Source organism: Iodobacter violaceini, from assembly GCF_011601265.1.
GTDB classification, from domain to species: domain Bacteria; phylum Pseudomonadota; class Gammaproteobacteria; order Burkholderiales; family Chitinibacteraceae; genus Iodobacter; species Iodobacter violaceini.
In genome coordinates, this window is record NZ_JAAOLX010000008.1 from 12,972 (window position 1) to 38,077 (window position 25,106).

Below are 25,106 nucleotides of genomic sequence, written 5' to 3' on the forward strand. Positions count from 1 at the left end.
TTTTTCTTCTTAGCAATATAGCCTTAGCGCGCTTAAATCTGGAGCCTATTGTCTGTGTCTACGCTAGAAATCATTGGTTTTATCGCCTCTTTGCTTGGAATCTGGCTGGCAACACGCAGCCATGTGCTGACCTGGCCCCTGCAGCTGATCGCCAGCTTACTGTATGTATGGCTATTTTTTGATGCCAGGCTTTTTGGCGAAAGCCTGCTGCAATTTATATATGCCGCACTGGCAATTTATGGCTGGTGGATGTGGAAACGCAGCGCAGCGGATCACTCCCTGCCCATCAGCAAACTGAGCCGCCGCGAATGGCTGCTGATCAATGGTGGCGGCTTGCTGCTCACGCTTTTGGTGGCCCGTTTTCAAGTGCAGTTCTTACCTACCGACTTGCCCCTGCTTGATTCGGGTATCTTTGTGTTTGGCCTGATTGCCCAGTGGATGCAGGCGCGCAAGAAAATCGAAAACTGGCCGTATTGGATAGCTCTTGATCTGATTGCATCGGGTGTTTACGCCTATAAAGGACTGCACCTCACCGCCGTGCTTTATGTAATTCTGACCGCTCTGGCTGTCTCTGGCTGGATAAGCTGGCGCAAAGAAATCAGGCAAGCGGCAGCCAGCATATGAGAATCGCCATTGTCGGCCCGGAATCCAGCGGCAAATCCACACTCGCACAAGATCTGTCCACGGCGCTCAGTGCGCCGTGGGTGGCCGAATACGTGCGCGAGTACTTTGCCCAAAAAGGCAGCAATGATTATCAGCTCAGCGACATCATCGCCATTGCCCGGGGCCAGCTTGCCGCCGAAGCCCCCAGTGATGCCCCGCTATTGGTCTGCGATACTACGGCACTGGTGTGTAAAATATGGGCAGAGGTGCGCTATGGCCACTGCCCTGACGCACTCACCGCGCTCTATCGTCCGCATGACTACGCACTCCACCTGCTCACCCGCCCGGATATTCCATGGGAGCCAGACCCCCTGCGCGAAAACCCCAACGACAGAGATGATCTGTTTGATCTTTACGAAGCAGATTTAAAAGCCAGCGGCGCAAATTATGTGGTGGTGGCGGGTACAAGAGCAGTGCGGCTGGAGATGGCGCTGGAAGCGATCAGAGTACTTAAAAAAACGGATTAGATACCCAATAATCCCCCCCTGACAAGCACCAGCCCTTACAACACGGCCACCAGCTGCAAGCAAAATGCTAATATGCGCGCCTTAATTTTTTTAATTAAGGCGCGCAGATGTTTGGCATTCACGACCTGGGCCTGTTTATTGTTTCCGGCCTTTTACTGAATATGGCTCCGGGGCCGGATTCTCTATTGATTGTTTCACGCAGCGCAGCGCAGGGCTGGCGATCTGGCTCGGCCGCGGCACTGGGAATAGGCAGCGGCACTTTGGTGCATATTTTTGCTGCAGCGCTGGGCTTGTCTGCGCTATTAGCCACATCAGCGATGGCATTTACAATTGTGAAATACATCGGTGCTGCCTATTTAATCTATATGGGTGGCAAACTTTTATTAAACAGGTCAGCTACGCCAGTGATCAGTCAGCCAGTAGAAGCACTGGCTTACCGGGCGGTTTTCCTACAAGGTTTTTTCTGTAATTTACTCAACCCCAAAGTAGCCATATTTTTCCTGGCCTTTGTGCCGCAATTTATTTCTGATCATTCCCCTTCCAAAGCTCTTGCATTTATCTTACTTGGCTGCATATTCAATGCCAATGGCATGTTGTGGTGTCACTTTTTAGCCATCACATCGGCCAAAATCAGCCAGCGCATTCGAATCAGCCATACTTTTGCTTGTTGGACAGACCGAGCCATCGGGGCGATTTTTATTACTTTCGGAATCAGACTCGCCTTATTCAGCCGCAATTAAAACCAGCCACTTAAACATAATGGAGATAGGAATGGACCTTTGGGCCCTCTGGACGAATTTACTTGCAGAAAATATCAGCATGCTGACATCCCCCCTGGGCATTTCTGAAGCACTCTCCATTATGCTGATGACGTTCTGCGTGCGTGCCGCCCTGATGCCGCTGTCGCTCGCCTCGGCGCATCAAATGCATAAAAACAAGCTGGCTATGGCTAAGCTCAAACCCATGCAGGCCAGGCTAAGTGAGCAGCATAAGAGCAATCCAGGCGAGCTCATAAAGCAAACCATGGCGCTATATCGTGAACATGGCATTTCATTTTTTACTAAGGCAATGCTCGGCAATATGGCCTCGCGCAGTGCATTTGGCATGGGGTTTTTCCATGCTTTAAGCGGCACGGGCTTTACATCAAAGTTTCTATGGCTCGCCAGCTTAGCCAAGCCTGATTTTGTGTTAAATATTTTAGTGGGTGTACTGATGTTTTTCGGCCTGATCCTTATGCCCGGCGCAGCCAGTGATACCAGCAGCATGCTCGTTATGATGATTCCGGTGATTGTTTCCATCATCGCGCTCAGTACCCTGCCTGCAGCTATTGGCGTTTACTGGGCCAGCTCGAATATGGCGACCATTGTGCAGGCATTATTGCTAAAAGGCATGATCAGGCGGGCAGAGCAACGCGCCTTGCCTGTTTAATCTATTCACGCCTGTTTGTTTTGTGCATAAAAAAACCAGCTTACGCTGGTTTTTTGTAAGGCAATTAAGTATCAGGCAATGGCCTGAATGGATGTACTTGGCTTTGCAGGCTCCTGCGGCTCTGGTTTCGGCGCTGATTCTATTGACTGCTGCTGTTTATATTCAAACAAAGCACGTGCAGTTTGCCGGTTTTGTACCGTTTTCAAAGCATCCGCCACTTGCCCGGCATTTGCACCACCAGACTGATCGGCCGATGAATCCGTGCTGTAGCGCTCGTTTGCATTATTTGTACTGCGTGTATAAGTGTCATAAAGCTGCTGTGCCTGTTTAGAGATATACACCTGCTCAGCAACGGGCTTGATCTTGTCGCGTGTTTCCTGCGGCTGCACTCTGAGCGGCTCAGCAGCGACGCTGCCCTGAGAAACCGGCTGAACCGATGAAGAATAATTTGTTGTGACCGATGAGGAAATGGTAGTCATTGCTGCGCCCATTCAATACAAATCAATAGCTTAAGCATACACCTGCTTAATAAAAGTAACAGTAAAATATGACCGGCTTTAATCCGATGCAGGTTCAACAAAGTTGCAGCATACCGCCAGGCTAAAACCTGAAGGCTTAATAAGCAGCCTTTGTATTTATCCTGAACCAGCCAACACAAAAGCCACGATGCCCATCGATAACTCGGCAAAAATCTTACACCTCTGTTAATATTCGGCCCCGCCACACTGAAATGTTTCAACTTGTTATCTTGCACTCTGGAATCAAAGTCTTATGCCCAACGCCGTACCGCTTTCTGAACAACTTCAAGATTATTTCGGTTTTAGCCAGTTTCGCAATGGTCAACGTGAAGTCGTTGAAGCACTGACAGACGGACATTCGGCAATGGCGATTTTTCCTACCGGATCGGGGAAATCGTTGTGTTACCAGCTTGCAGCCTTACAGATGCCCCATCTTACCCTGGTGATCTCCCCCCTCTTGGCCCTGATCCGCGATCAGCTGGCATTTTTGCAAGGCAAGGGCATCGTATCGGCTGCTATTGATTCCAGCCAAAGCCGCGAAGAAACACAGCAAGTCATGAAAGATGCGCAGGAAGGCAAACTAAAGATTTTAATGGTGTCCGTTGAGCGTTTAAAAAATGAGCGGTTCCGGCGTTTCATCGCCCAAATCCCTGTATCACTGATGGTGATCGACGAGGCACACTGTATTTCCGAATGGGGCCATAACTTTCGCCCGGATTACTTAAAACTACCCGATTACAAGCGCGAATTAAAAATCCCGCAGGCATTGTTGCTCACGGCCACAGCCACACCGGCGGTGATTAAAGACATGGCCGCCAAATTTGCCATCAGCGACCAGCACGTCACTGTTACTGGCTTTTATCGCGCCAATTTACACCTGCATATCCGCCCCACCGAAAGCGCTCATAAAGACGCCACGCTGATCCATGTGCTGGGCAAAACGCCCAACGCCCCCTGTGTGGTGTATGTAACGCAGCAAAACACGGCCGAAGTTGTGGCCGCCATGCTGCAAAATAAAGGATATAAAGCCACGGCCTATCATGCCGGGCTGGATAATGTGGTTCGCCAGCAAATTCAGGATGACTTTATGCGGGGCGGGTCACAAGTGATTGTGGCCACCATTGCCTTTGGCATGGGCATTGATAAAAGCGATATCCGCCAGGTAATACATTACGACCTGCCTAAATCAGTAGAAAACTACAGCCAGGAAATTGGCCGCGCCGGGCGGGATGGCGAAAAATCACTTTGCACCCTGCTGGGCAGCCAGGATGGATTAAATCTGCTGCAAAACTTTGTATATGGCGATACACCAGAGCAGGCATCCATTGCCAGAGTTTTACAAAATATCGCTGAAAACACAGACAGCAGCCAATGGGAAATGACGCTTTACGATTTATCTTCGCAAAGCAATATTCGCCAGCTGCCTTTAAAAACCCTGCTGGTCTATTTAAATATGCTGGGCATCATTCAGCCGCTTTACAGCTATTACAGTGAATACCGCTTTGTACTGCAAATGAGTGAAGCCGATTTACTGGGCAGTTTTAAAGAAGAGCGCCGCGAATTTATTGCCTCTTTGCTCAGGCACTCAAGGTTGGCACGCACATGGTACAGCTTTGATTTTGACTCTTTCCTTGCAGAGTTTCCTGATCAGCGCCAGCGTGCCGTTACCGCACTGGAATACCTTGATGAAAGCGGCTATCTGCGCCTTGAAACCAAGCAAATGACTGATGTTTATCAGGTGCTCGCCGCCATTGATACTGAGCGCTTATCTGCACAGCTTTATCGCCAGTTTAGTGACAAGGAACAAAAAGAGATTGGCCGGCTAACACAGATGCTGTCTCTTTTTGAAAGCACAGAATGCCTTAGCCACTCGCTTGCAGTCTATTTTGGCGACGAAAACGCGCCAGCTACCTGTGGCCATTGCAGCGTATGCCATGGCAAACCTGCCACTCTCCCGGCGCCGCCAGCACTGGTACCAGTTAATGATTTAGATCTGGAAGCCATGTGTGCTGATCTGCAAAATAAAGCGGGCAAACCACTGAGCGCGCATATCTTAAGCTGCTTTCTCTGCGGTATAACGCTGCCCATTCTGACCAAATACCGTGCCAGCAAGATGGCTTACTTTGGCAAGCTGGCAGATTATCCTTTTGCCGAAGTCAGGGCGGCGTTTGCTGCTGTTTGATTGTATTTAAGCAGCCGTAAGCTGTGCAGGCCTGCGGCTAAAACATCGCAAAGCCTGCTCGCAAGCACGCTTTTTACGGCGTAGAATGCGGCCTTTTTGCCGAGACCCCGCCCATGGCCAAACTCTATTTTCGCTACTCCGCAATGAATGCGGGTAAATCAACGGCCATGCTGCAAGTTGCCCATAATTATGAAGAGCGCGATATGAATATTGCGCTCTTCACCGCCGCAATTGATGACCGGCACAGCGTTGGCACGGTGGCGTCCCGCCTTGGGGTCACGCGCCAGGCAGAAATATTCAGTGCCGAAACCAACTTCAGCCAACTATTCGAAAATAGAAAAGTCGCCTGTATTTTAATTGATGAAGCACAATTCTTAAGCCCCGATCAAGTCAGGCAATTACACGTTCTGGCGCATCAGCATAACCTGCCTGTGATTTGCTACGGCCTGCGCGCAGATTTCTTAGGCATGCCCTTCCCTGGTTCAGCCTTTTTACTGGCTCTGGCCGATGATTTGGAAGAAATGAAAACCATCTGCCTTTGCGGCAAAAAAGCCACCATGAACGCGCGAATTAATGCACAAGGCTTCCGTGAAATATCGGGCGAACAAATTGTGATTGGGGGCAATTCAAGATATTTAGCCATGTGCGCTAAATGTTATTACACTGCAAAAACAGTTTAACGATTTAATATCCATCTTGCGTGCTTTACTCTTTCAGGAAACAAAATGCCTGAGAAAGTGAGGCGCAAAAATCAAGAAAAATCCCCATGGCACCTCATTACAGAGGTGCTGTCTTTTTAGATTGCGCGTAAGTTAAAATACCTATACAAATCATACCGATAACAATAATCATTGTTATTTATATGCCATTTTTATGTACTTAGGGCTATGATCCGCCCCCTCGTTTGGCATAAAACATAAAAGACCGGTATGACGATTTCTAAAAGACTTATTATTCTTATTGCGCTGGCCCTCAGCGCCTCATTACTCATTGCCAGTATCGCCTGGCAACAATTAAATGATGCCAATGTATCCATACAAACCATCACCGGGCAGAATATTCCTGCTATTAACACACTGAATCAAATCAGCCTTTCATTTAAAGAGCGGCGGGTTCAGCTTTATCAGCACGTAATGGCTCAAGATACCGAAAGTAAAAAGAAACGTGAACCCCGTATTCAGAAATTAACACAGGAAATAGATGAATCCGTTCAAAAATTAAAATCGAATCACTGGGCGAACAATACCACGGCACTCAGCACCGCACTAAATGCCTATTTCCCGATTTTGACTGAAGTACTGAAGCTTTCAAAAGAAAATAAGGAAGAAGAAGCCCAGGCCTATGTGCAGCAATATGGCGCAAGCGCGGGCATGCAAGTGAACGCTGAATTAAAAAAACTAGCCGATGAAAATGCTATGGCCATCGCGCAAGCGCGTGAATCTTTTAACGCTCAGCAGCAAAGAGCCAAAATCATTTTTTTGAGCATTGTGATTATCAGTTGCATTTTATTACTGGGTTTTGGCAGTTATATTTATTTGCAAATCCGCAGGCCACTGCAAGATACCGTTAATACCATGCAAAACATTGCCAGCCATTTAAATCTTTCCTTGCGTATTCCGCAAAACAGCCATGATGAAATTGGCGGAATGGTCAAAACCATTAATCAGGTATTCATTCATATCCAGGGATCTTTCCAGCAAATTCAAAAAAACAGCAAGGATGTCAATCAGGCCGCAACTATGCTTGCGCAAATGGCAGTACAGCAGTCTGTTAATGCAGAAACGGCCAGTGAAACGGCATCATCTATGGCCTCCACCGTTGAAGAGGTCAGCAGCAGCATCAGCCTGATTGCCGGGCGCAGCCATGTCACGCATAACGTCAGCCAGACAGCTCACGCTCAGGCCGAGATGGGCATTACCATCATCGACAATACCGTTGAACAAATTTATGGCATCGCCGCCCAGGTGGATGAGGCGTCACGGGAGCTTGGTGAACTGCAGGAAAGCAATAAAGAAATCCAGAACATGGTGCAGATCATTAAGGAAATTGCCGATCAAACCAGCTTACTGGCCCTGAACGCGGCCATTGAAGCGGCCCGCGCGGGTGAAGAAGGCCGTGGCTTTGCCGTGGTGGCCGATGAAGTACGCAAGCTGGCGGAGCGCACAACCCGATCTACCCGGCTGATTGTGGATTCGGCAGACCGCATCCATCAGGGTGCAAATCGTGCAGCGGAGCGCATGCTGGATGTCGTTGGCCGGGTTGATCAGGGCGTCTCACTCGTGAGCGAAGCGGGCAATGCCATGCGTGAAATTCGCAGTGCAGCACACTCGGTCGTAGAGCAAGTCAGCGATATCTCGCTTGCCATCAATGAGCAAAGCGCGGCCAGCCACGCCATGGCCTTGCAGGTTGAGCGCACTGCATGCATGGCAGAAGAAGCCCATGCCGCAGCACTGCACGAAGCTGCATCAGCAAAAGAATTACGCACGCTTGCAGACACCATGCAAAAAGAAGTCAGCCGCTATCGTTTAAGCTAGAGCCAGGTCAGGCTGACAACATGGCTACGATGGCCATGAATGTATAAACAGTCTGAGAAATACTGATTTTAAATCGGGCATCCGCAGCAAGCGCCGGATGCCCGGCTGGCCAGCTGAACAATTAAGCATTAAGCAGCCTTTTGTGTATTCCAATTAATACCCTCAGCAGTCCTTACACAGGATGTTAAAATAGATGCATGCTTATCTGCCCATCCTTTTCTTCCTGCCGCGCTCTGTTGCTCCTTCTGCTCGTCAGTGCCTGCGGCACAGCCCCGCTTGGCGATGGCTTATACCAGGTTAAATCCGGGGATACGCTCTATAGCATCGCCAGGAGCACCGGACGCAGCGTCAGTGAGCTTCAGCGCTTAAACCAGCTGAGCGATAACACGATTCAAACCGGACAAATTCTTAAAGTGGGCCCGGGCAGCCCCGCTCCCCAGACCAGCACCCCGGCCAAACCCAAACCTGCGCCCCCGCCTGCAGCACCAGCCCCCGCAAAGGCACCTGCCATAGAGCTGGCCTGGCCCAATAAAGGCCCCGTTTTGCAAGGCTTTAATGGCAAAACAAATAAGGGGATAAATATTGGCGGAACCGCCGGATCAGCAATTTACGCGGCCGCCAGTGGAAAAGTCATTTATGCCTCGCAGGCGCGCGGCTATGGCAAGCTATTAATTATTAAGCACAATCAAGACTACCTGACCGTTTACGCCCATAACCAGCAAATTATGGTTAAAGATGGCGAGAGCGTTAAGCAGGGACAAAATGTCGCCCAAATGGGTAATAGCGACAGCGATAAGGTGATGCTGCATTTTGAACTGCGCTTTAAGGGCACAGCAATCAACCCCACACCTTATCTGCCCTAGTCAGACAGCAACCTTGCAGCTGCTGTTTACTTAAAACGAATAACCCAGCCCCAGTAAAATCACATCGGTATCTTTGTCATATGAAGTCACCGTGCGGTTCCACGCCACACGGGCGCGCCAGTGATCACTAAACCGGTAGCTTGTTGCGAGCGTAATCAGACCCGAAACTGCTTTTTTCTCTTCATCAGGGCGATTATTCCGGTAGCGTTTACCCAGGGAAAAATAAGGCCCTACCCCCAGACCTACACTGAATTTATCGTCAAAAAAGCTGGGCTCATACCAAGCCTGCAAAGCAATACCACTGCGGCGCAAACGATTCGTTTCACCTTCCTGGATAAACTCAGCCGAAGCCTTTACTCCGGGGGCAAAAGCATAGCGATATTCCAAAGCAGCCGCATCAGCCAGCTCTGAACCAAAGCTGTTTACAATGGTCTGCCCCAGATAAAGCACCACCTCCTGCCTGCCCCTGGCGCCAGGCCAACTGATATCATCAAAAGCCATAGGTGAAAGCTGATACCCCATACCCAGCATAATTGAATTGGTATCTATGCTGTGTGGTGTTTCAATATGATTCAAGCGCAGCTGATACTGCCAGTTACTTTCACCCTGCCAGGTTGCCTGTAAGCTAAAAATCCCCCCCCAGCCATGCTCGTTTAAATACCCACGGCTTTCAGACGTTCGCCGCGTGGTATCAAAATAACGATAGGGACCTAAACCTGCAGCCAGCGTTACATTGGGATGTGGTTTGGTTTTCCCCCACAATTGAAAGGTATGCCCGTCACGATGATGATCATCCACATGGCCTTCATTCAGCCAGGAAAAACTCACGGCCAGGTCTTCATTCAGATCATGCATATAAGACAACGTCCATGCGTAAGATGTCTCGTCACTTTGAGTACTCTTCATCCCACCGGCAAGAACCGACAAGTTGTCTGCCTGAGCCCATGGCGCACAGAACGCCACAGAAGCAAGACTGCATTTAATCCAATTACGCATATCCATCCTGATTTATCATGCAGGGCAGTGTAAAAACACTTGCGCCTGGCAAATACAATTTTAAAATCCCGCGTATTTTACGCAGCACTTACAGAAGAACATCATGCACGAGTTGGAATGGGACAGTGAACATCAGGCCATTTTTAATTGGCTGGAACACCCTCACCCCCCCTGCGGACTCATTTGCGCCCGTGCAGGCACAGGTAAAACCACCACACTGGTTGCCGCTTATAAAAAACTGCACAGCCAGGGCCATAGCCCGCTGGTGCTTACCTTTTCCAATAGCGGGCGGGATACCTTTATCAAACGCTGCCGCAGCCATTTTCCAGAATTGCCACCGCCGCAATCTTACACCTTTGATGGCTATGCCCTGCGGGTGTTTGCTCAGCATTCCGGCCGATCCAGGCTCAGGCCAAGACGGCAGCGGCCCGACGTGCTGGCCAATTTAATTGACCAGGCCATGAACGAAGCCATCGACATCCTGAACGATAGTCTGCCCGAGGACGAAGTGCGCATTCCCCGCGACAGCCAGTCTTTGGCCATGCTGCATCAGTTTATCGACGATGCAAAAGTAAGTCTGTCATTTAATACCCCCCCTTTCACACTGTGGGGTGAGCTGGACGAGGAAGAAGATGAATTAGATGTGGACGATGCGCTGATGCGCCTCGGCCTTAGCCGTCAGCGTTACCGCCTGTTTAAACGCTTTGAAAATGCCCGTGAACGCTTAGAATTTCTGGCCCCCGGTGATGCCGCATTTGATTTATTGCGGGAGCCGGAAATGATTGCCAAAGATCTGAAGCAGCTTGGCATTCGCTGGGTACTGGTGGACGAATTTCACGATACTAAGCCAGTACACGAACAAATTTTGCGCCATATGCAAGCAGCTGGCGTACGCATGCTGGTGGTGGGGGATGATGCGCAGGATATTTACGAATGGCGCGGCCTGACCACATTTTCGGCATTTAAAGCATGGGAAGCGCAATCCACACCCTTTGGTTTATCCCGCTCATTTCGCTTTGGCCGCCCCCTTGATCAGATCGCCAGCCGTCTGATTAAGCCGCTGGGCAGCCCGATTGAAGTGCGCTCCAAAGCCAGCCATTACACGCGTCCCAAGCTGCGCAAAGTTGAGCAGGAAGCCGACACCAGCGCACTTCTGGAAGACTGGCAGGCCACCGGTCGCAGCCTCAGCGAATGCGCCATCCTCGTGCGTGAAGCCGACGCCTCCAAGCCTATCGAAGACGCGCTGTTTAATGCGGGCATCGCCTACCGTATGGAAGGCAGCCGACCCTACTTTTTGCGTCAGGCCGCCCTGCTTTGCCAGGCCATCTGCTACCTGGCCAGCAACACACCCATCGTGCATGACAGCAGCGATGTCGATGCGTTTTTAGCACTGATCCAATCGCCGGCATGGGAAATCAGCGAAGAGCAAATCAGCAACTTTCAAAAAGAGCTGATCAGTACCGATCATGAAAACAAACCCCTTTACCGCCTGGACTGGCTGCCCGATGCCTACGCTATTTTAAAAGGACTGATCCCCGCGCCGATGGAGCATCTGGCCTTTGTCAGAATCAAAGAAGAAAAAGTGCCTTTAGCCCGGCGACTTGAAGAGCTCACAGAGCAGCTTAACTTAAAGCCTCTCGTCGCCCTTACCGCCCCTACCGCCCGCTCGGCCAAAGCACGCCTGCAACTATTCAAAACACTGATCGCCGAACTGGGCAAGGCAGGCACGGACGCCTACAGCAAAGACGGGCTGAAGCGCCGCCAGCGCTATCAGCAATTTAATAAGCAGCGCGTGGTGGTCAGCAGCGTGCAGCAAGCCAAGGGCCGCGAATGGGCTCATGTGATCTTGCCTCAGCTGGGGGATTGGGTACTGAGAGAGAGTGCAGATTCGGCCAATGAGCGCAGGCATTTTTATGTAGCCATCACCCGTGCGCGCGAATATTTAACGCTGCTGGCCAATCAGCAAAGCCTTGCACAAAGCCCATGGCTGGCAGAAACAGGGATTAAACAGGCGAAGGCGCAAAGTGACAATCAGGTCTGACTATAAACGGCAATGTATTTAATTTGCATACAGATCAGGTAAATCGCTTCAGGCAAAGCCGCTGAATTCTGCGCCGGTTTTTAACCGGCCCCAATGGCATCTGGCATTCAATTCATTGCTTAGCGAAATTGCGAAACCATTCTTTTAAATTCAGAAGATTCCCGCACTTTAGCCAGCGTGAGCCATATCTGCTGCGACAAACTGGTGTTGTTTTGATAAAAATGATGAGACAACACCAGATAATAATTTTTTTCAATTAAAGGCGGCAAAACTCTTTCAATCTGTTTTGAAAAATCTGCATTTAAACTCAGCTCCATATCTCCTTCATTCGTATGCAAAGCGACGGCGGCAAACCGGCCGGCTATTAATTTCTTAAAATTCACTTCTGCACTGCGTGACTGATCATCTACAGCCACACCCAACTCTTTTAATTGGCTAATAATCGTGAATCCGGTTTGAGCGCCAATAACGCCTCCATTTAAATGACTGATTTTTTCACCATTCCATTTCATTGCACTGCCTTTAATTTTATAAAGGCTGTAGCTGTCTGAATGCAGCCTTAGTGCAATATCAGGCTTATCTTCCAGCATGGGATACTGGCCCAGCGCCAGACGATCCGTGCTGAAACTCAGCTTAAATGCACCATCCACATGATTGTTTTTTAATTCATGCAGGCAACGCACCCAGGGCAAGGGCAACATTTTAAATTTTATATTTAATTTCACGCCCACCTTGTCTAATAACATCAGATCAAGCCCACGCCGGTTTTTTAATACCCAAGGGTAAGAGTCTTCTTCTTCGTGGCATAAAACCATATTCACTTCAGAGGGCTCGGCATAGCAAACCGGGGGCAGCATCCATAACATCATCAGTGTGATCAGCGGCTTCATTTCCATCCCCTTAGCAGCAGTGATCAGTCATCATAGGTGAGCCAGCCGGAGAACATCGAACTAAGCTTACTCTTGCCCGCCTCAAAGCGGTTTTCAGTGCCATATGCCGCTTGTATCAGACCACAGGGTATTTTTTACAAAAAAATACTGACACACATATTTCACCTTATAATAATTATCCACCGCATAGCTTACAATAACTCAGCGCACACCGGACCTCTTCACCCCTACTATGAACAAAACCCACATAAAATGGCTCCTGGCGCTTGGTGGCATTTCTGCTGCAGCGGCTTTTTGGGTATTTAAACCCGGCAAAGAAATCCCGCCTAAGCTGGATACGCCGATTATTGCGCTGGCTGCCGGCCTGGCTGCACCTGATATTGTGCTGGCGACCCCTGATTTAGCGCAGCTGCCTGCCGCGCTGATGCAAGTGCCGCTGTTTAAAAAAGTACTCACTGAAGACGCGGTGGATTATTACGAACACCACCCGGACAAACTTGGCCTGGAAGGCTCGCTCAGGCGGATTGCTTTTGAGCACGAGCTGAATCTGCAAGACCGTTTTATGAATGCACTGCTTTCCGAACCTGCCGAAATGGCGATGTGGAAAAGCGACGATGGCCGGCCCGGGCACTGGGTGCTGCGAATCACAAAAAACAATTTTGCCAGCCTGCTGCAATGGGTGGCTAAGGCTTCATTAAGCGACAATCAGCTCAGCGCAGATGGCAGCATAGGCAAGGTGCCACTGTATAAATTGCAATATGGCAATGACGACGCCATCTGGTTTTTCAGCCAAAATAATAAGCTGGTCGTGCTTTCTGATAAAAGCTGGCTGGAAGGCAAACAGGCCGCCGCCTGGACTAAAATTTTAGGCGGCCTGCTGGATGACAAGGCCAATCCTTTACTCCAGCATTACGGCATACAAGCCGCCAGCAGCGGCCATGCGGTGGTCGCGAATATGAAATATCTTTCATTTGGCTATCAAAGCCTCTTTGCCAATGTAAAAGCCTTGCGCATGGATGTCAGCAAAGAAAACGGCTGGTTCAGCCATGTACTGCTTAACCAGCAGACCCGCTGGGATGGTATGGCGCTCTGGCAATCTGCCCCCGATGGCGCGGCACTTTGTCTGTCCGCCCCTGTGGACTGGAAAACACTCAAGCCCGTCAGCAAAAAAGCCAATATCCCCGCCGAATGGCTGGCGCAGCTGGAGCCTGCCGCTGGCGTGTGCTGGTATCCGGATTCATCCATCTACGCCCCGCTGCTGCTGGCCCAAACCCGCGAACCCAAGCAATTTGCCAGACACGCCCCCAAGCTGTTTGACTGGCTGATTGGCGCAAGTGAAGCCAGCCTGCGTGACGAAGAAGCATCGCGTCTGCCGGTCAGAAAAAGCAAAAAAGATGATGGCCTGCTCTTGCAGCGCGCAGTGAGCGCTGACGATGGCAACCTGAGTAAAGACGCCAAAGACGCCGCGCCTGATGTCGACAAGCTCACGCTGGGCCGCTATTTTGACGTCAGCATGGCGCAATCCGGATCATCCATCGTGTTCTCGCCAGACAGCAAACTCGTCAGCACCGCCATGGCCGTACAGCAAAAACGCTACGCCGCACTGGCAGACAGAATGGAAGGCCCGAAACAAGGCTATATCGCCCCGGAAGCGCTCTCCAAACTACTGACCACCGCCACGATGGCCACGCTGCCAGGCAAAACACAGCCCCTGCTGCAAAACGCTGCCGTTACCTATCTGATCCCGCATATCACAGCGATAGGCGAGTTCTCCAACACCGGCCTGCAACTTAGCCCCAGCGCGGATCAGCGCAAAGATCAGCACTGGGAGAGACTGGAGTGGAAGAGTCCAAAGTGATTTATGGGGAAATGACAAACCCAAATCTTGAAACACGGAGGGCACAGAGAACACGGAGTTTCACTGAAAAAGGCAATCCTTAGGGTGGGTTACGGCCAAAATAAATCAGCGCCCTAATGAGCATCAAGAGCGGCCTAACCCACCCTACGATGACTGCGGGGATAGATAGCTGCTCGTAGCAAGGGGCTTAAATCTCCCCTTGAAGCACGCCGAAGCGAGGAACAAGCAGGCGGGGTTTCTTTGATGCCTGTTTGAGCGAAGCGAGTTCCGCAGACGCAGCTGTCCGCAGTTTCGTGCTGGCCGGGGCGGCCTTCTTTGCGTACTAGGATTTCTGGCCGTTCAAGAAAGTGAGTCCCACGCGGGGGACTCCCGCACCAAAATCAACGTGCCGAAGGCACTAAAACAAGATCTTTTTGAATTTGTTTAGCGTAAATAAAATGAAAACCGCCACATTTGGCAAATGCTCCAAACAACAGCGAATATCACCCCCAGCACAAGGAAACCAAGCTTCTGTGTTTTTAAGTAAATATCTCTGCACTGGCCTTATTTTGCTCAGCACCACCAGCCTTGCCGCTGACCCCGTGCTCAACCCGGCGCAAACGCAGGCTTTTCGGGGCTGGTTTGTGCGGATTGTGAATGAGCAGCTTCGCCAGGGCCCAAACCCGCGCTGGCAGCACAGAGATTGCGCGGGGCTGGTGCGTTTTGCGGTGGCAGAAGCCTTGCAAAAGCACGACGCGGCATGGCTGCAAAGTAATGGCATCAGCCGGACAGGCTTACCGCCAGAAGTGGATTTAAGTCCGGCCAGCCGCGATGCCTTACGGCACAACTGGAAGCAATCTGACGGCAAACGTGCCGCCTATGTACCCGCCTTCGGGCTGGTGCAAAACAATGCCCGCCTGATAGGCAAAGATATTAATCAGGCAGAGGCAGGTGATTTACTTTTTTTTGACCAGGGTGACGATCAGCATGTGATGGTCTGGACTGGTCGTTATATTGCCTACCACACCGGTACGGTCCACCCAAAAGACTCGGGTTTAAGAGCCGTAAGAATCGATCAATTAATGCAATGGAAAGACACGCGATGGCAGCCACGCAACGACAATCCCAATTTTATCGGCATCTATCGCCTGGCTTTCTTGCCCTTTGCCTCTTAATCTGCAGCCTGTTGAGTGCCCCCGGCTTTGCTGCCGATTACGCCGTACGCGGCAATACGTTTTATTTATTGTCTGATTCTGGCTTTGCCAGCACAGACGAAGCCACTGTGCGGCTGGAAGCATCCACTTACGATGCGCAAAGCTATGGCGGTGTCGATATTCTGGTTTATCGCGTGCCTAAGCCGCTGGATTTTCTGAAGCAACAAAAAGATCCGCATAAGCTCGATTTGAAGGGCAACTATCAGGGTGAAGGCGCGGCCAATGCACTGCGCTATCTGTGGGACCAATGGTATGCCCGCTCTCGTAAAGCATGGCAGCGGGTGTTTTCTGCGCCTGCCCGTGGCGCCGTCACCCAAGCTGCACCTGCACTCAAAACCCCGCCGCCCACCACCACCCGCTATACCGCAGTGCGACAGTATCAGCCGCTTAAAGGTTTTGAGCTGGTGAACGAGTTTCGCTATCCGCTGCATCTGGCCAAACCAGAAGCCGCGAATAAAGCCGGCCGTTTAGAAGGCAGCAGCAGCGAGCGCGGCGTCACGCCTGGCAATGTTCGCGTGCCTTTGGGCAAGCTGGCTCCGGGCTTATATATTATCGAAGGCTATCTGGGCAGCTACCGTGCAGCCACCCTGCTGTTTGTCTCTGATACCGCGCTGGTTACCAAGGTATCCAGCGAGCAAATGCTGGCATGGACGGCGCATAAACAAAGCGGCGCAGCCGTAGCCGACAGCGAGCTGGTATGGAGCGACGGCAATGGCACTTTAAAATCGGGCGACACCGATAAAGAAGGCATCACCGTCTTTAAAAAAACCGCACCCGAGCAAAGCTATGTTTACGGCACAGACAGCAAGGGCGGCGCAATGATTTCAGAGAATTTCTACTACCCTGCCGAGGTAAACAACAGCAAGCTGTATATCGTCACCGACCGGCCGCTCTACCGCCCTGGCGATGAAGTGAATGTATCGCTGGCTGGCCGCCAGTTTGAAAGCGCCCGCGAAAGCAGCCGGCTTAAATCTGAAACCGTGCAACTGATGCTGCGCGATCCTGCGGGCACCGAATTATCGCGTCAGGAAATCAAAATCAGCAGTGATGGCGCAATCAGCCGCTTTACCCTGCCTGATAATGCCGTGGCAGGTGGCTATGAGCTGAGGCTGGTTTATCAGAACACGCCCTATGCCGCGCCGTTTCGCGTATCTGAATACACCAAGCCGCATTACGATATCAGCATTGACATAGACAAGGCCGCGCTTAAAACCGGCGAAGAAGTCAGCGGCAAAGTCAGCATGCGCTATCCCGATGGCCGCCCTGTGGCGGGTGCCAGCGTAGAGCTGGTGCTGCGCAGCCAGCGGGTATCCATGGTAAATGCCGAAGTTCAATATCAAGGCTTATTCCCCCTTAAAGTAAAACAAGACACGCTCAAGCTGGATGCCAGCGGCAATGCCCGCTTTAGCCTGCCTGCCGCGACAGACCCCAGCCGCTATGTCTTGCGTGTGATCGGCAGCCAGTCTGGCGCTTACCCTGTAACGGCCAGCCGCGAAGTGCTGATCGACAGCGCCGCCAGCCGCTACCGCATCGTGCCGGACAAGCAGTTTTCTGCACCTAATGAAACCGCCCGCTTTAAGCTGATCAGCGATTGGCCGGGACAGAATAAACCCGCCAGCTGGCATGCTCAGCGCCTGGAAGATCGCAGCACACAAAGCGGTGCACTCACGGGCAATGCCCAGCAGTTTGATATTCAGTTTAAGCAGGCCGGTAATTACCAGATTAATTTGCTGGATGCTGCAGGTAAATCGCTTGGGCAAAGCAGCTTTATTGTCAGCGGCAAGGGGCTGAATGTGGCGCCTGGCTCGATCTCGCTGCTTTTTGATCGCGAAAACTATGCGGTGGGCGAAACCGCCGAAGGGGTGCTGAGTTTCCCTGAAGATGTAAACGATGCCCTGCTCACCTTAGAGCTGGAAAACGTGCAGGAAAAAGCCACGCTGGCTCAAGGCGGCGATTGGCTTAAGCTGAATAAAATCAACGCCCGTCAATGGAAAATCAGCCTGCCTATTGTTAAAGACTATCGCCCGAATATGACTTTCTCGGTGCTGTATATCAAGCACGGCAGCCATACCTTCCAGAACCGTGGCCTGGCGGTGATCCAGCCCAAAATCGACATCGCCATTAAGAGCGATAAAAAGGAATATCAACCCGGCGAGATGGTGACGCTGGAGCTAAACAGCAGCGTGGCAGGCAAAGGCGCAGCAGCCCAGCTTAGCCTTGGTGTGGTCGATGAAATGATTTACTTGCTGCAGCCTGAAATCACCCCAGATATTTATGACTTTTTCTACCACGCCCGCCGCAATGCGGTGCGCACCAGCGCCAGCTTAAATTTCTATGGCTACGATATGGCATGGTCGCCGCGCGCTGGGGGTGAGGACGAAATGCGCTATAGCTCGCGCTCGCAAAAAATGCTGGTTCGCCCGCGGCGCGACAATATGGATACCGCCTACTGGAATGGCGCGCTGAAAACCGACGCCAATGGCAAGCTTAAAATCCAGTTCCGCATGCCCGACGCGCTCAGCCGCTGGCGTATTACGGCCAGAGCGATTGATAACGACGGTGTAGTCGGGCAAAAAACCCACTATATCAACTCAAATAAAGCCGCCTATGTGCAATGGGCAGCAGCTAAAACCTTCCGCGAGGGCGACACACCCGGCTTGCAAATCGCCGTGACTCAGCAGGCCGAAAAAGCCCAGTATCAATTGGTGATGCGCGCAGGGAACAGCGTGCAAAAAGAGCAAACGCTTAACCTTAGCAAGGGCACCAGTTATATTCCACTGGAGACTGGCCCGCTGCAAAATGGCCAGCTGATCATCGAATTAAAACAGGGCGGCAAGCTGATCGACCGGCTGATTACGGATCTTAGCCTGCAAGCGGCGCAAGAAATGCACACGATCAGCCAGAGCATTCAGCTTAAAGAGGGTAAGGCCGACATCAGCCTGCCTGCCGATGCACAAGCCGTGCGCCTGCAGCTTTTAGACAGTGGCGACGCAGCATTTCGCAGCGTAATCGATGATTTGATTGACTACCCCTATGGCTGCGCAGAGCAAACCGCCAGCCGCCTGCTGCCCTTAAGCCTTGCTTACCAAAAGCTCAGCGACGCACCCGCGCCTATGCGTGCGGCCTTGCGCCAGCGCATCGAAAACGCACGTTTACGTTTACTTAAAATGAGCGGCAGCGGCGCAGTCTTTAGCTGGTGGGGCGACAGCACCGCAGGCGACCCGATGCTGACCAGCTATGCACGCCTTGCCGAATCGCAAGCCAGCCGTGCGCTGGGTTTAAGCCCAAGGCTGGCCAACAGCAAAACCTTCCAAACGCTGTATGCCAATCAAGTGAAATCCATGCCGCCGCTGCATCAGGCGCTGACTTTATGGATGGCTGCCGACACGGGCGAGGCAATTCGCACCCAGCTTTCCGGTCTTGTTGATCAGCTGGCAAAAACCAGCCCTTCGGCCAATACGGCCAAGGCCAATATCATGAACGCGCCCGATTCGGCGCAAGGCCAACAAGCCGCGCTGGTGCTGGTCAGCAAGCTGGCCAGCCAGCATAAGCTTGCGCTGCCGGACGCCATCAAAGCATCGGCCAAGGCAGCAACGCTCAGCCTTAAAAAATCCAATGAGCCATGGCTGCAGGCACTGGCAGCATGGAGCAGCGGCGAGCCAGCTGACACCGCACAGCTGCTGGCCACACTCAGCCAGAACACGCCAACACTAGAACGCTCCCTCGCCCTGCTGTGGTTGCAAGATGAGTGGAAAACCGCCAAGGCCAGCCCCCTTGCGCCGCAGGGTGCATGGCGCAAAAACGCGGGCAGCAGCGGCGGCATTGAGTGGCGTTTAAGCGGCAAAGCCATAGAAACATTGCCGGTTCAGGTGACTAAAGCACCGGCACTGCTCAACGCCACGCTGAAATACGATAGTGCCAGCAAGGCAGCAAGTGCCCTGCCAGTGAGCATTACCCGTCAGCTTTATGTATTAGAGCCTAAAGGAGAAGCAGGCTTTACCGCCAAACCCGTGCCGTGGACCAGCAAGCTGGCGACCGACAAGCTGTATATTGATGAAATCGTTCTGCAATCGAAAAAAACCTATCGTTACGGTCTGATTGAAGCGGCGCTGCCACCGGGCGCGATGGTTGAAGAGCAGCACTGGGGCTTAAATATCGACAATCTGCCGGGCCAGGATAAATATGAGGATGCCGAAGGAAACGAGCAAAATACCCTCGCCGTCCAGCCCATGCAGCAGCGCGCCTTAGGCTACGCCCAGCCTGTGGCGGTCCTGGATGGCAAAGTCGTGCAGCGGCAAATTATCCGCTTCACCCAGGCAGGCCGCTTTACCCTGCCCGCAGCACGCTACTTCAGAATGTATCAGCCAGACGAAGCCGCCATAGAAGAAGGAGCAGCCCGTGTTGTGGAAATTCGCTAAGCGCACGAAATACCTCCTGGCCCCCATAGACGCGAACCAAATTATTTTTTCATTAGCAAACAACGAAAAGCACACCAACCCCGCTCTTTGCAAAGGGCTTTTTAAAGCCCCCTTGAAACACGCCGGAGCGAGGAACAAGCGGGGCGGGGTTTCGGCCAGGGAGCGAGGCACGAGCCAATCCCGCCCGCCGCCGACCCGATTGTCCGCAGCGCAGGGGCTTTCGTGTTTCGTGGGGTCGCCTTCTTTGGCTTCGTTTCCTGGCGAAGCAAGAAAGGAAGGCCCCGCGGTGGCTAACCGCTCCAAAATCAACGTGCCGAAGGCACTAAAAAGCTCTTTTTTTGTATTTTGGTCAGCGCCCCCACCTTTTTTTCAAAAGGAGGAAGCGAGCTATGCAGCGCACAAGGGAGATGTTTGCTCAGCGCAAAACGGCGGCAGTAAGCACTACGCCTCCCCCTTTGAAAAAGGGGGACTGAGGGGGATTTGTCTTTTCATGCTACTGCTCGCCAGCAACCACGCCACAGCCAGCACACCCTGCCAGCCATTACCAGAAATCCAGCAAAAGCTGGGCCAACTGGCGCGTGGCTGGCATAGCACACTGGCACTGGAAACCGGCTATGCCCCGCCATCGGGCTATACCGTTTGCCAGTTAAAAAGTGGCCTTCCCTTTGCAGATCACCAGCTAAAACGGATTTATATCCACGGCCTTGCCGGCGAAAATGATGAAATCACCCTCGCCCACGAATACCTGCACCTCGCCTTCAGCCACCACCCGCGCGGCCACGACGAGGTGTTTATCGAAGCCATGGCAAGACGCCTGGTGGGAGTGCAGTGACTGGACTGGACTACACAACCCAAATCTTTAACCACGGAGGAAAAGGAGGACACGGAGTTACACGGAGAAAAGCAAAGTCTTGTCATCCTACGGCCCAAGTGCAGCGCACTATCTTGAAACAAAACGGCGTCATTCCCGTGTGTATATGCCGGGAATCCAGAGGCATTGCTGGATCTCCAATAGATTCACCTGGGGATGACGTGTTTATTGGGATTGGTTTTCTCCGTGAAACTCCGTGCTCTCTGTGCCCTCCGTGGCTCAAGGCGTGGGTTTAAAGATTTAGGTTTTGCTTGTATGCCTTAGCCCTGATGACAGACCATCATTTCCGCCCTAATACGCACTATCCGGACCCATACCATGAAGCCTTTAGCCCTGTTTCTCTGTCTTTTGAGCCCCTTTGCCGCTGCCGCAGGTTTGCAAATCGACGCCCCTGCTGGCGGCTGGCGCAATACAACGGGTAAGCCTGAGCGTTATACGCAAAACGTACAGTATCCGGCCACGCTGGTGAATACGCCTGAAAACCAGGGCAAGATGGCCCTGATTCGCGGGCATATTGGCAAAACGCCTAAGGAGCCTCCCAAAGGGGAAGACAATCCGCCTTATCGATTAATCGTCAACGGCGTACCGATGCCGCTGCGCGTTGATGCGGATGGCAGTTTCTCCCGCCCCTATTCTTTTGGCCGAGGCGCAAACAGTGTAGAAATTCAAAGCCCGGATGGTAAAGAGCGCGCGGCCACACAGTTTTTTGATAGCAATAAAGACCGCCCGCAAACCAAATTGCGCGTGGTGCTGTCATGGAATACCAACAGCACCGACTTGGATTTACACGTCATCAGCCCGGATGGCGAGCACACTTATTATGGCAACCGCGTCAGCAAAAATGGCGGTGCGCTTGATGTGGACGTCACCTCCGGCTATGGCCCGGAAATCTACGCCAACCCCAGCCCGCCCAAGGGCCGCTATCTGGTGTATGTGAATTACTACGGCGGCTACAGCGAAAAACCCGCCATGACCATCGCCCAGCTTTCCATCATCAACAACGAAAATACCCTGCATGAGAAACAACAGCTGTTTAATGTGCCTATGCGTAAAACAGGAGACTTAACGCTGGTGGGCAGTTTTGTTTATCCATAGCCTTAAAGGCTATCTGCCGGGCAAGTAGCATGAACACGGCACATGCAGACGGGGTCTGGATAAAAGCCATTGCAGACTAAGCCTCCCTAACTTTATATCGGACTGGCAAAAATGAAGCATCCGTTCAAATTCACAGTGATTTTAATGTGTATTCTATCCGGCCCGGTGATGGCCAAAGACATTGAAATCTCTTGCGATCAGGACGATTCTCAAAACCCGCGCGTCTTAGCCCTGGCCCCAAGCGGAGCAAAAAGAATCAAACCACATACCCTGCAAGTTAACTGGCAGGCAGGAAAGCATTTATTTAAAGATAAGCCCCCTTTTGATGAGCCGCTTTCCGGCCGGGCATGGCATTACTGTACTTACAATGCACAAACCCGGCAGCATCTGATCTTGGTAGAGGATGAGGGCATGTTTTCTGGCGAGCTGCTAAATGAGCGCACAGGAAAAATCATTGCAGCAGGCAAGAGCGTGCGTGTTACGAATGATTTATCTTTATATTTTTCCATCCAACAGCCCAGTGGTTTTGATGGGGAAGAGTGGAAAATCTTTAATGCAGAGGGAAAAGTGCTTTGGAATGGTTTGTCTGTCGCTGAAAACAATCATTCCATTACGGCCGAATACATTGAGCCTCGCTGGAGCGATAACAATCAACTTCAGGCCCGCCATCGTTGCACCATAAACAATCCGTTATCTAAAACCACGACCGTTACCTTAGAAAAAGTCCAGAACAACTACCAATGGCGCCCTCAAATCAAATGCCCCAGGTCATAAATTCAATGCAGTATCAAACCCATACAACGCTGGCCCGTTTTAAGCCTGCTTTATGCATCATCGCCCTGCTGGCACTGCTGATGCTCTGGCATGGCCCCATTGCTCAGCATGCGCATTACCATGATTTTGCGGATCAGCGCGCTGGCTTTGGCCTGCCAAATTTATCAGATGTGCTGTCTAACCTCGGCTTTGCCATCATTGGGATATGGGGATTAAAGCTCAGCTGGCCTCAAAGGGGCATCAGCCGTGCAGGCTGGCTTTTAGGATTTTTCAGCCTGATTCTTACCGCGCTGGGCTCGGCCTGGTATCACCTTGCCCCGGATGACACGCGGCTGATTTGGGATCGATTACCGATTGCACTGGCTTGCGCAGGCTTTTTAGCTGCGCTGGCCAGCCAATTACACGGCCAGCTGAAAAGCCAGTGGTTTGCTGTGCCGCTGGCCTTCTGGGCGGTGGGTTCTGTGGGGCACTGGGTATTCACACAAGATTTGCGCCCCTATTTATTGCTGCAGGCTTTGCCCTTGATTCTGCTGCCTTTGTGGCAATGGCAAATCAGCGGCAGGCGCCCTGCTTTCTGGCTGATGCTTTTTGCAAGCCTTTGCTATATTTTAGCCAAAATCACCGAGCTGCAAGATCAGGTTTTATTTAATGCGCTGCACCAGATTCTTTCCGGCCATACGCTTAAGCACCTTTTTGCCAGCATTGCCTGCCTGTTTATTTTGCAATCGAGAAAATATGAAACCGCGCACTCTCCTGTCTGAATCTTTCACCCAACGCGCCACCCGCTGGTTTCAGCCGCTGCTGGTCTCGATGTTGCTGAGCCTGCCTGCCCATGCGGCCAGCAACCTGCAGGATTTTCAAAGCCATATCAACGAGCTGATCAGCATCCGCTCTGAGGCTTATCGCTTTGCCGAGCTGCACCAGATCATCAGCAGCAGCGACACGCCTAAATTAAACCGCCAGCAAAGCGAGCAATTGCGCAGCATTATTCAACGCTATCTGGCTGCACGCGCACTTTTAATGCCCGAGGTAGAGCGCGTGGCACCCTGCTTTTCGCTCACCTCGCCAATACGCCTGAATATTCAGAGGCCAAGTACCGCAGGCCTGCCCGAGCTTTGCAATACCGCGCGCAGATGGGCCCCCTCGCTGAATCCCTATGATGAAGTGGGCAAAAACACCCTGCTGGATATCGAACGCGGGCTGGCGGCCGCACTGGTGCTGATGGACAGCTACCAGATTGCCATTGAGCCCTATGCGCAGAATTCTGAAATCCGCTATTTGCTGAATTACGATGTCAGAAACACCGTACAGATTGATCAGTTGATCCACCAGTACCGCTCTGGCGATGTGCATGCTCAATTGCGCCTTGCCAGTGATTTAGTCGACCAGTATTTTAAAATCCAGCGCGAAAGCGGCCTTACCCCCAATGCCACCGAGCAATATCTGTATACGCTCAGCCAAAGCACCATCTGGTATGTTAATCAGCGCAAAACCGCCTGGATCAACCCGCTGCAAATTACCGGCTTTATGCTGGAAGACTTTAACCAGCAAAAAAAAGTAGCGATGAATACGCTCAGCTTTGGCTTAAGCCTTGGCTTTGGCCAGATGGTGGGGCTGGTACAAACCCGCAGCGGCAAGCTGCGCAGCCTGGATAAAAACGCCTTATCTCAGCTTGAAGCAGAAATGAAGCCACTTGATATCCTGCTTGAGAAAACCCCTTTCCGCCTGACCGATAAAATGATTCCCGGCCATTACGGCCATATGGCGCTGTGGCTGGGCAGCGAGGCCGAGCTGAAAGAAATCGGCGCATGGGATCTGATTCCCGGCCAGTGGCAGGAGCAGGTACGCCAGGGCAAGCGGATTGTTGAAGCGCTGCGTTCGGGTGTCACCCTGAGCACCCTTGATCACTTTATGAATATTGATGATCTGCTTGTGCTGCGCGATCAGCGCCACACCGATAAAGATTACCAGCGCGCTGCCGCACTCACAGCGGTGCAACAGCTGGGTAAAGAATACGATTTTAATTTTGATGTGATGACGCACGAGCGCATTGTGTGCTCCGAGCTGGCCTATGTGGTCTTCCCTGATCTGGATTGGCCTCTGGCCCAGACACTGGGCCGTTACACCATCAGCCCGGATAACGTTGCCCAGCTCTCCATTGGCGAAGCCCCTATCTTCAGCCCGGTGATTATGTTCCATGATGGCAAGCGTGAGCCGGATCATCTGCAGGAAAAGCTCCTGGCGCTGATCAGCAAAGGGAAGCAGCAAACAGAGTGAAGTTGACAATTGTCATCAGAACACTGGCAAAATAGCTT

Annotated in this window: 20 protein-coding genes; 17 read left to right on the forward strand and 3 right to left on the reverse strand. The window is 51.9% G+C overall.

Translation table 11 applies throughout. The annotated features are described in order from the left end of the window. The first annotated feature begins 54 nt into the window (after window positions 1-54). From pnuC to yidC, 4 genes are all read left to right on the forward strand, one after another. Window positions 55-624 carry a nicotinamide riboside transporter PnuC gene (pnuC, locus tag HA050_RS15355; protein WP_166827967.1) on the forward strand — a complete coding sequence of 190 codons (570 nt, stop codon included), beginning with the start codon at window positions 55-57 and terminating at the stop codon, window positions 622-624. Then, entirely contained in the window at window positions 621-1,130 is a 510-nt protein-coding gene (locus tag HA050_RS15360) for an AAA family ATPase (RefSeq protein ID WP_166827970.1), read from the forward strand. The genes pnuC and HA050_RS15360 overlap by 4 nt, the downstream gene beginning before the upstream one ends. Before the next feature lie 107 nt (window positions 1,131-1,237). Next, window positions 1,238-1,870, forward strand: coding sequence for a LysE family translocator (locus HA050_RS15365; RefSeq protein ID WP_166827972.1), 633 nt, complete (start codon window positions 1,238-1,240; stop codon window positions 1,868-1,870). Between the two features lie 31 nt (window positions 1,871-1,901). Beyond that, window positions 1,902-2,558 carry a membrane protein insertase YidC gene (gene yidC / locus HA050_RS15370; RefSeq protein WP_166827975.1) on the forward strand — a complete coding sequence of 219 codons (657 nt, stop codon included), beginning with the start codon at window positions 1,902-1,904 and terminating at the stop codon, window positions 2,556-2,558. A gap of 71 nt (window positions 2,559-2,629) precedes the next feature. Here yidC and HA050_RS15375 read toward each other — a convergent pair whose 3' ends face one another. Continuing rightward, window positions 2,630-3,037: a hypothetical protein gene (locus HA050_RS15375; protein WP_166827977.1), complete on the reverse strand. Its 408-nt coding sequence runs from the start codon at window positions 3,035-3,037 to the stop codon at window positions 2,630-2,632. Window positions 3,038-3,329: 292 nt separating this feature from the next. Here HA050_RS15375 and HA050_RS15380 point away from each other — a divergent pair, with 292 nt between their 5' ends. From HA050_RS15380 to HA050_RS15395, 4 genes are all read left to right on the forward strand, one after another. Continuing rightward, on the forward strand, window positions 3,330-5,258 hold the full coding sequence (locus HA050_RS15380) for a RecQ family ATP-dependent DNA helicase (RefSeq protein ID WP_166827980.1): 1,929 nt from the start codon (window positions 3,330-3,332) through the stop codon (window positions 5,256-5,258). A gap of 113 nt (window positions 5,259-5,371) precedes the next feature. Continuing rightward, on the forward strand, window positions 5,372-5,938 hold the full coding sequence (locus tag HA050_RS15385) for a thymidine kinase (RefSeq protein WP_166827982.1): 567 nt from the start codon (window positions 5,372-5,374) through the stop codon (window positions 5,936-5,938). A 249-nt stretch (window positions 5,939-6,187) separates the two neighbouring features. After that, on the forward strand, window positions 6,188-7,792 hold the full coding sequence (locus HA050_RS15390) for a methyl-accepting chemotaxis protein (RefSeq protein WP_166827985.1): 1,605 nt from the start codon (window positions 6,188-6,190) through the stop codon (window positions 7,790-7,792). A gap of 236 nt (window positions 7,793-8,028) precedes the next feature. Further along, on the forward strand, window positions 8,029-8,655 hold the full coding sequence (locus HA050_RS15395) for a peptidoglycan DD-metalloendopeptidase family protein (RefSeq protein ID WP_240929093.1): 627 nt from the start codon (window positions 8,029-8,031) through the stop codon (window positions 8,653-8,655). A 30-nt stretch (window positions 8,656-8,685) separates the two neighbouring features. On the opposite strand, the gene HA050_RS15400 is transcribed toward HA050_RS15395, so the two are convergent. Further along, on the reverse strand, window positions 8,686-9,651 hold the full coding sequence (locus tag HA050_RS15400) for a porin family protein (RefSeq protein ID WP_166827990.1): 966 nt from the start codon (window positions 9,649-9,651) through the stop codon (window positions 8,686-8,688). Between the two features lie 103 nt (window positions 9,652-9,754). Here HA050_RS15400 and HA050_RS15405 point away from each other — a divergent pair, with 103 nt between their 5' ends. Next, window positions 9,755-11,692 (forward strand): UvrD-helicase domain-containing protein, encoded by a 1,938-nt coding sequence (locus HA050_RS15405; protein WP_166827992.1) that lies wholly within the window; start codon window positions 9,755-9,757, stop codon window positions 11,690-11,692. Window positions 11,693-11,811: 119 nt separating this feature from the next. Here the strand turns inward: HA050_RS15405 and HA050_RS15410 are convergent, their stop codons facing one another. Next, on the reverse strand, window positions 11,812-12,582 hold the full coding sequence (locus HA050_RS15410) for a substrate-binding periplasmic protein (RefSeq protein WP_166827994.1): 771 nt from the start codon (window positions 12,580-12,582) through the stop codon (window positions 11,812-11,814). 232 nt (window positions 12,583-12,814) lie between these two features. Here HA050_RS15410 and HA050_RS15415 point away from each other — a divergent pair, with 232 nt between their 5' ends. The 8 genes from HA050_RS15415 (at window position 12,815) to HA050_RS15450 (ending at window position 25,068) form a co-directional block, all read left to right on the forward strand. After that, window positions 12,815-14,440 (forward strand): DUF2138 domain-containing protein, encoded by a 1,626-nt coding sequence (locus HA050_RS15415; protein WP_166827997.1) that lies wholly within the window; start codon window positions 12,815-12,817, stop codon window positions 14,438-14,440. 512 nt (window positions 14,441-14,952) lie between these two features. Then, window positions 14,953-15,594, forward strand: a complete 642-nt coding sequence (locus HA050_RS15420) for a DUF1175 family protein (protein ID WP_205836459.1) — start codon at window positions 14,953-14,955, stop codon at window positions 15,592-15,594. An 11-nt stretch (window positions 15,595-15,605) separates the two neighbouring features. Then, window positions 15,606-20,051, forward strand: coding sequence for an alpha-2-macroglobulin family protein (locus HA050_RS15425; protein WP_166828002.1), 4,446 nt, complete (start codon window positions 15,606-15,608; stop codon window positions 20,049-20,051). A gap of 490 nt (window positions 20,052-20,541) precedes the next feature. Next, complete coding sequence (locus HA050_RS15430) at window positions 20,542-20,883, forward strand: DUF2300 domain-containing protein (RefSeq protein ID WP_166828004.1); 342 nt, start codon at window positions 20,542-20,544, stop codon at window positions 20,881-20,883. Window positions 20,884-21,240: 357 nt separating this feature from the next. Next, window positions 21,241-22,017: a YfaP family protein gene (locus HA050_RS15435; RefSeq protein ID WP_166828007.1), complete on the forward strand. Its 777-nt coding sequence runs from the start codon at window positions 21,241-21,243 to the stop codon at window positions 22,015-22,017. A 111-nt stretch (window positions 22,018-22,128) separates the two neighbouring features. Then, complete coding sequence (locus HA050_RS15440) at window positions 22,129-22,791, forward strand: hypothetical protein (protein WP_166828010.1); 663 nt, start codon at window positions 22,129-22,131, stop codon at window positions 22,789-22,791. A gap of 5 nt (window positions 22,792-22,796) precedes the next feature. Further along, window positions 22,797-23,552 (forward strand): hypothetical protein, encoded by a 756-nt coding sequence (locus tag HA050_RS15445; protein WP_166828012.1) that lies wholly within the window; start codon window positions 22,797-22,799, stop codon window positions 23,550-23,552. Then, window positions 23,527-25,068 carry a YiiX/YebB-like N1pC/P60 family cysteine hydrolase gene (locus tag HA050_RS15450; protein WP_166828014.1) on the forward strand — a complete coding sequence of 514 codons (1,542 nt, stop codon included), beginning with the start codon at window positions 23,527-23,529 and terminating at the stop codon, window positions 25,066-25,068. Before HA050_RS15445 ends, HA050_RS15450 begins: the two co-directional genes overlap by 26 nt. Window positions 25,069-25,106 lie beyond the last annotated feature (38 nt).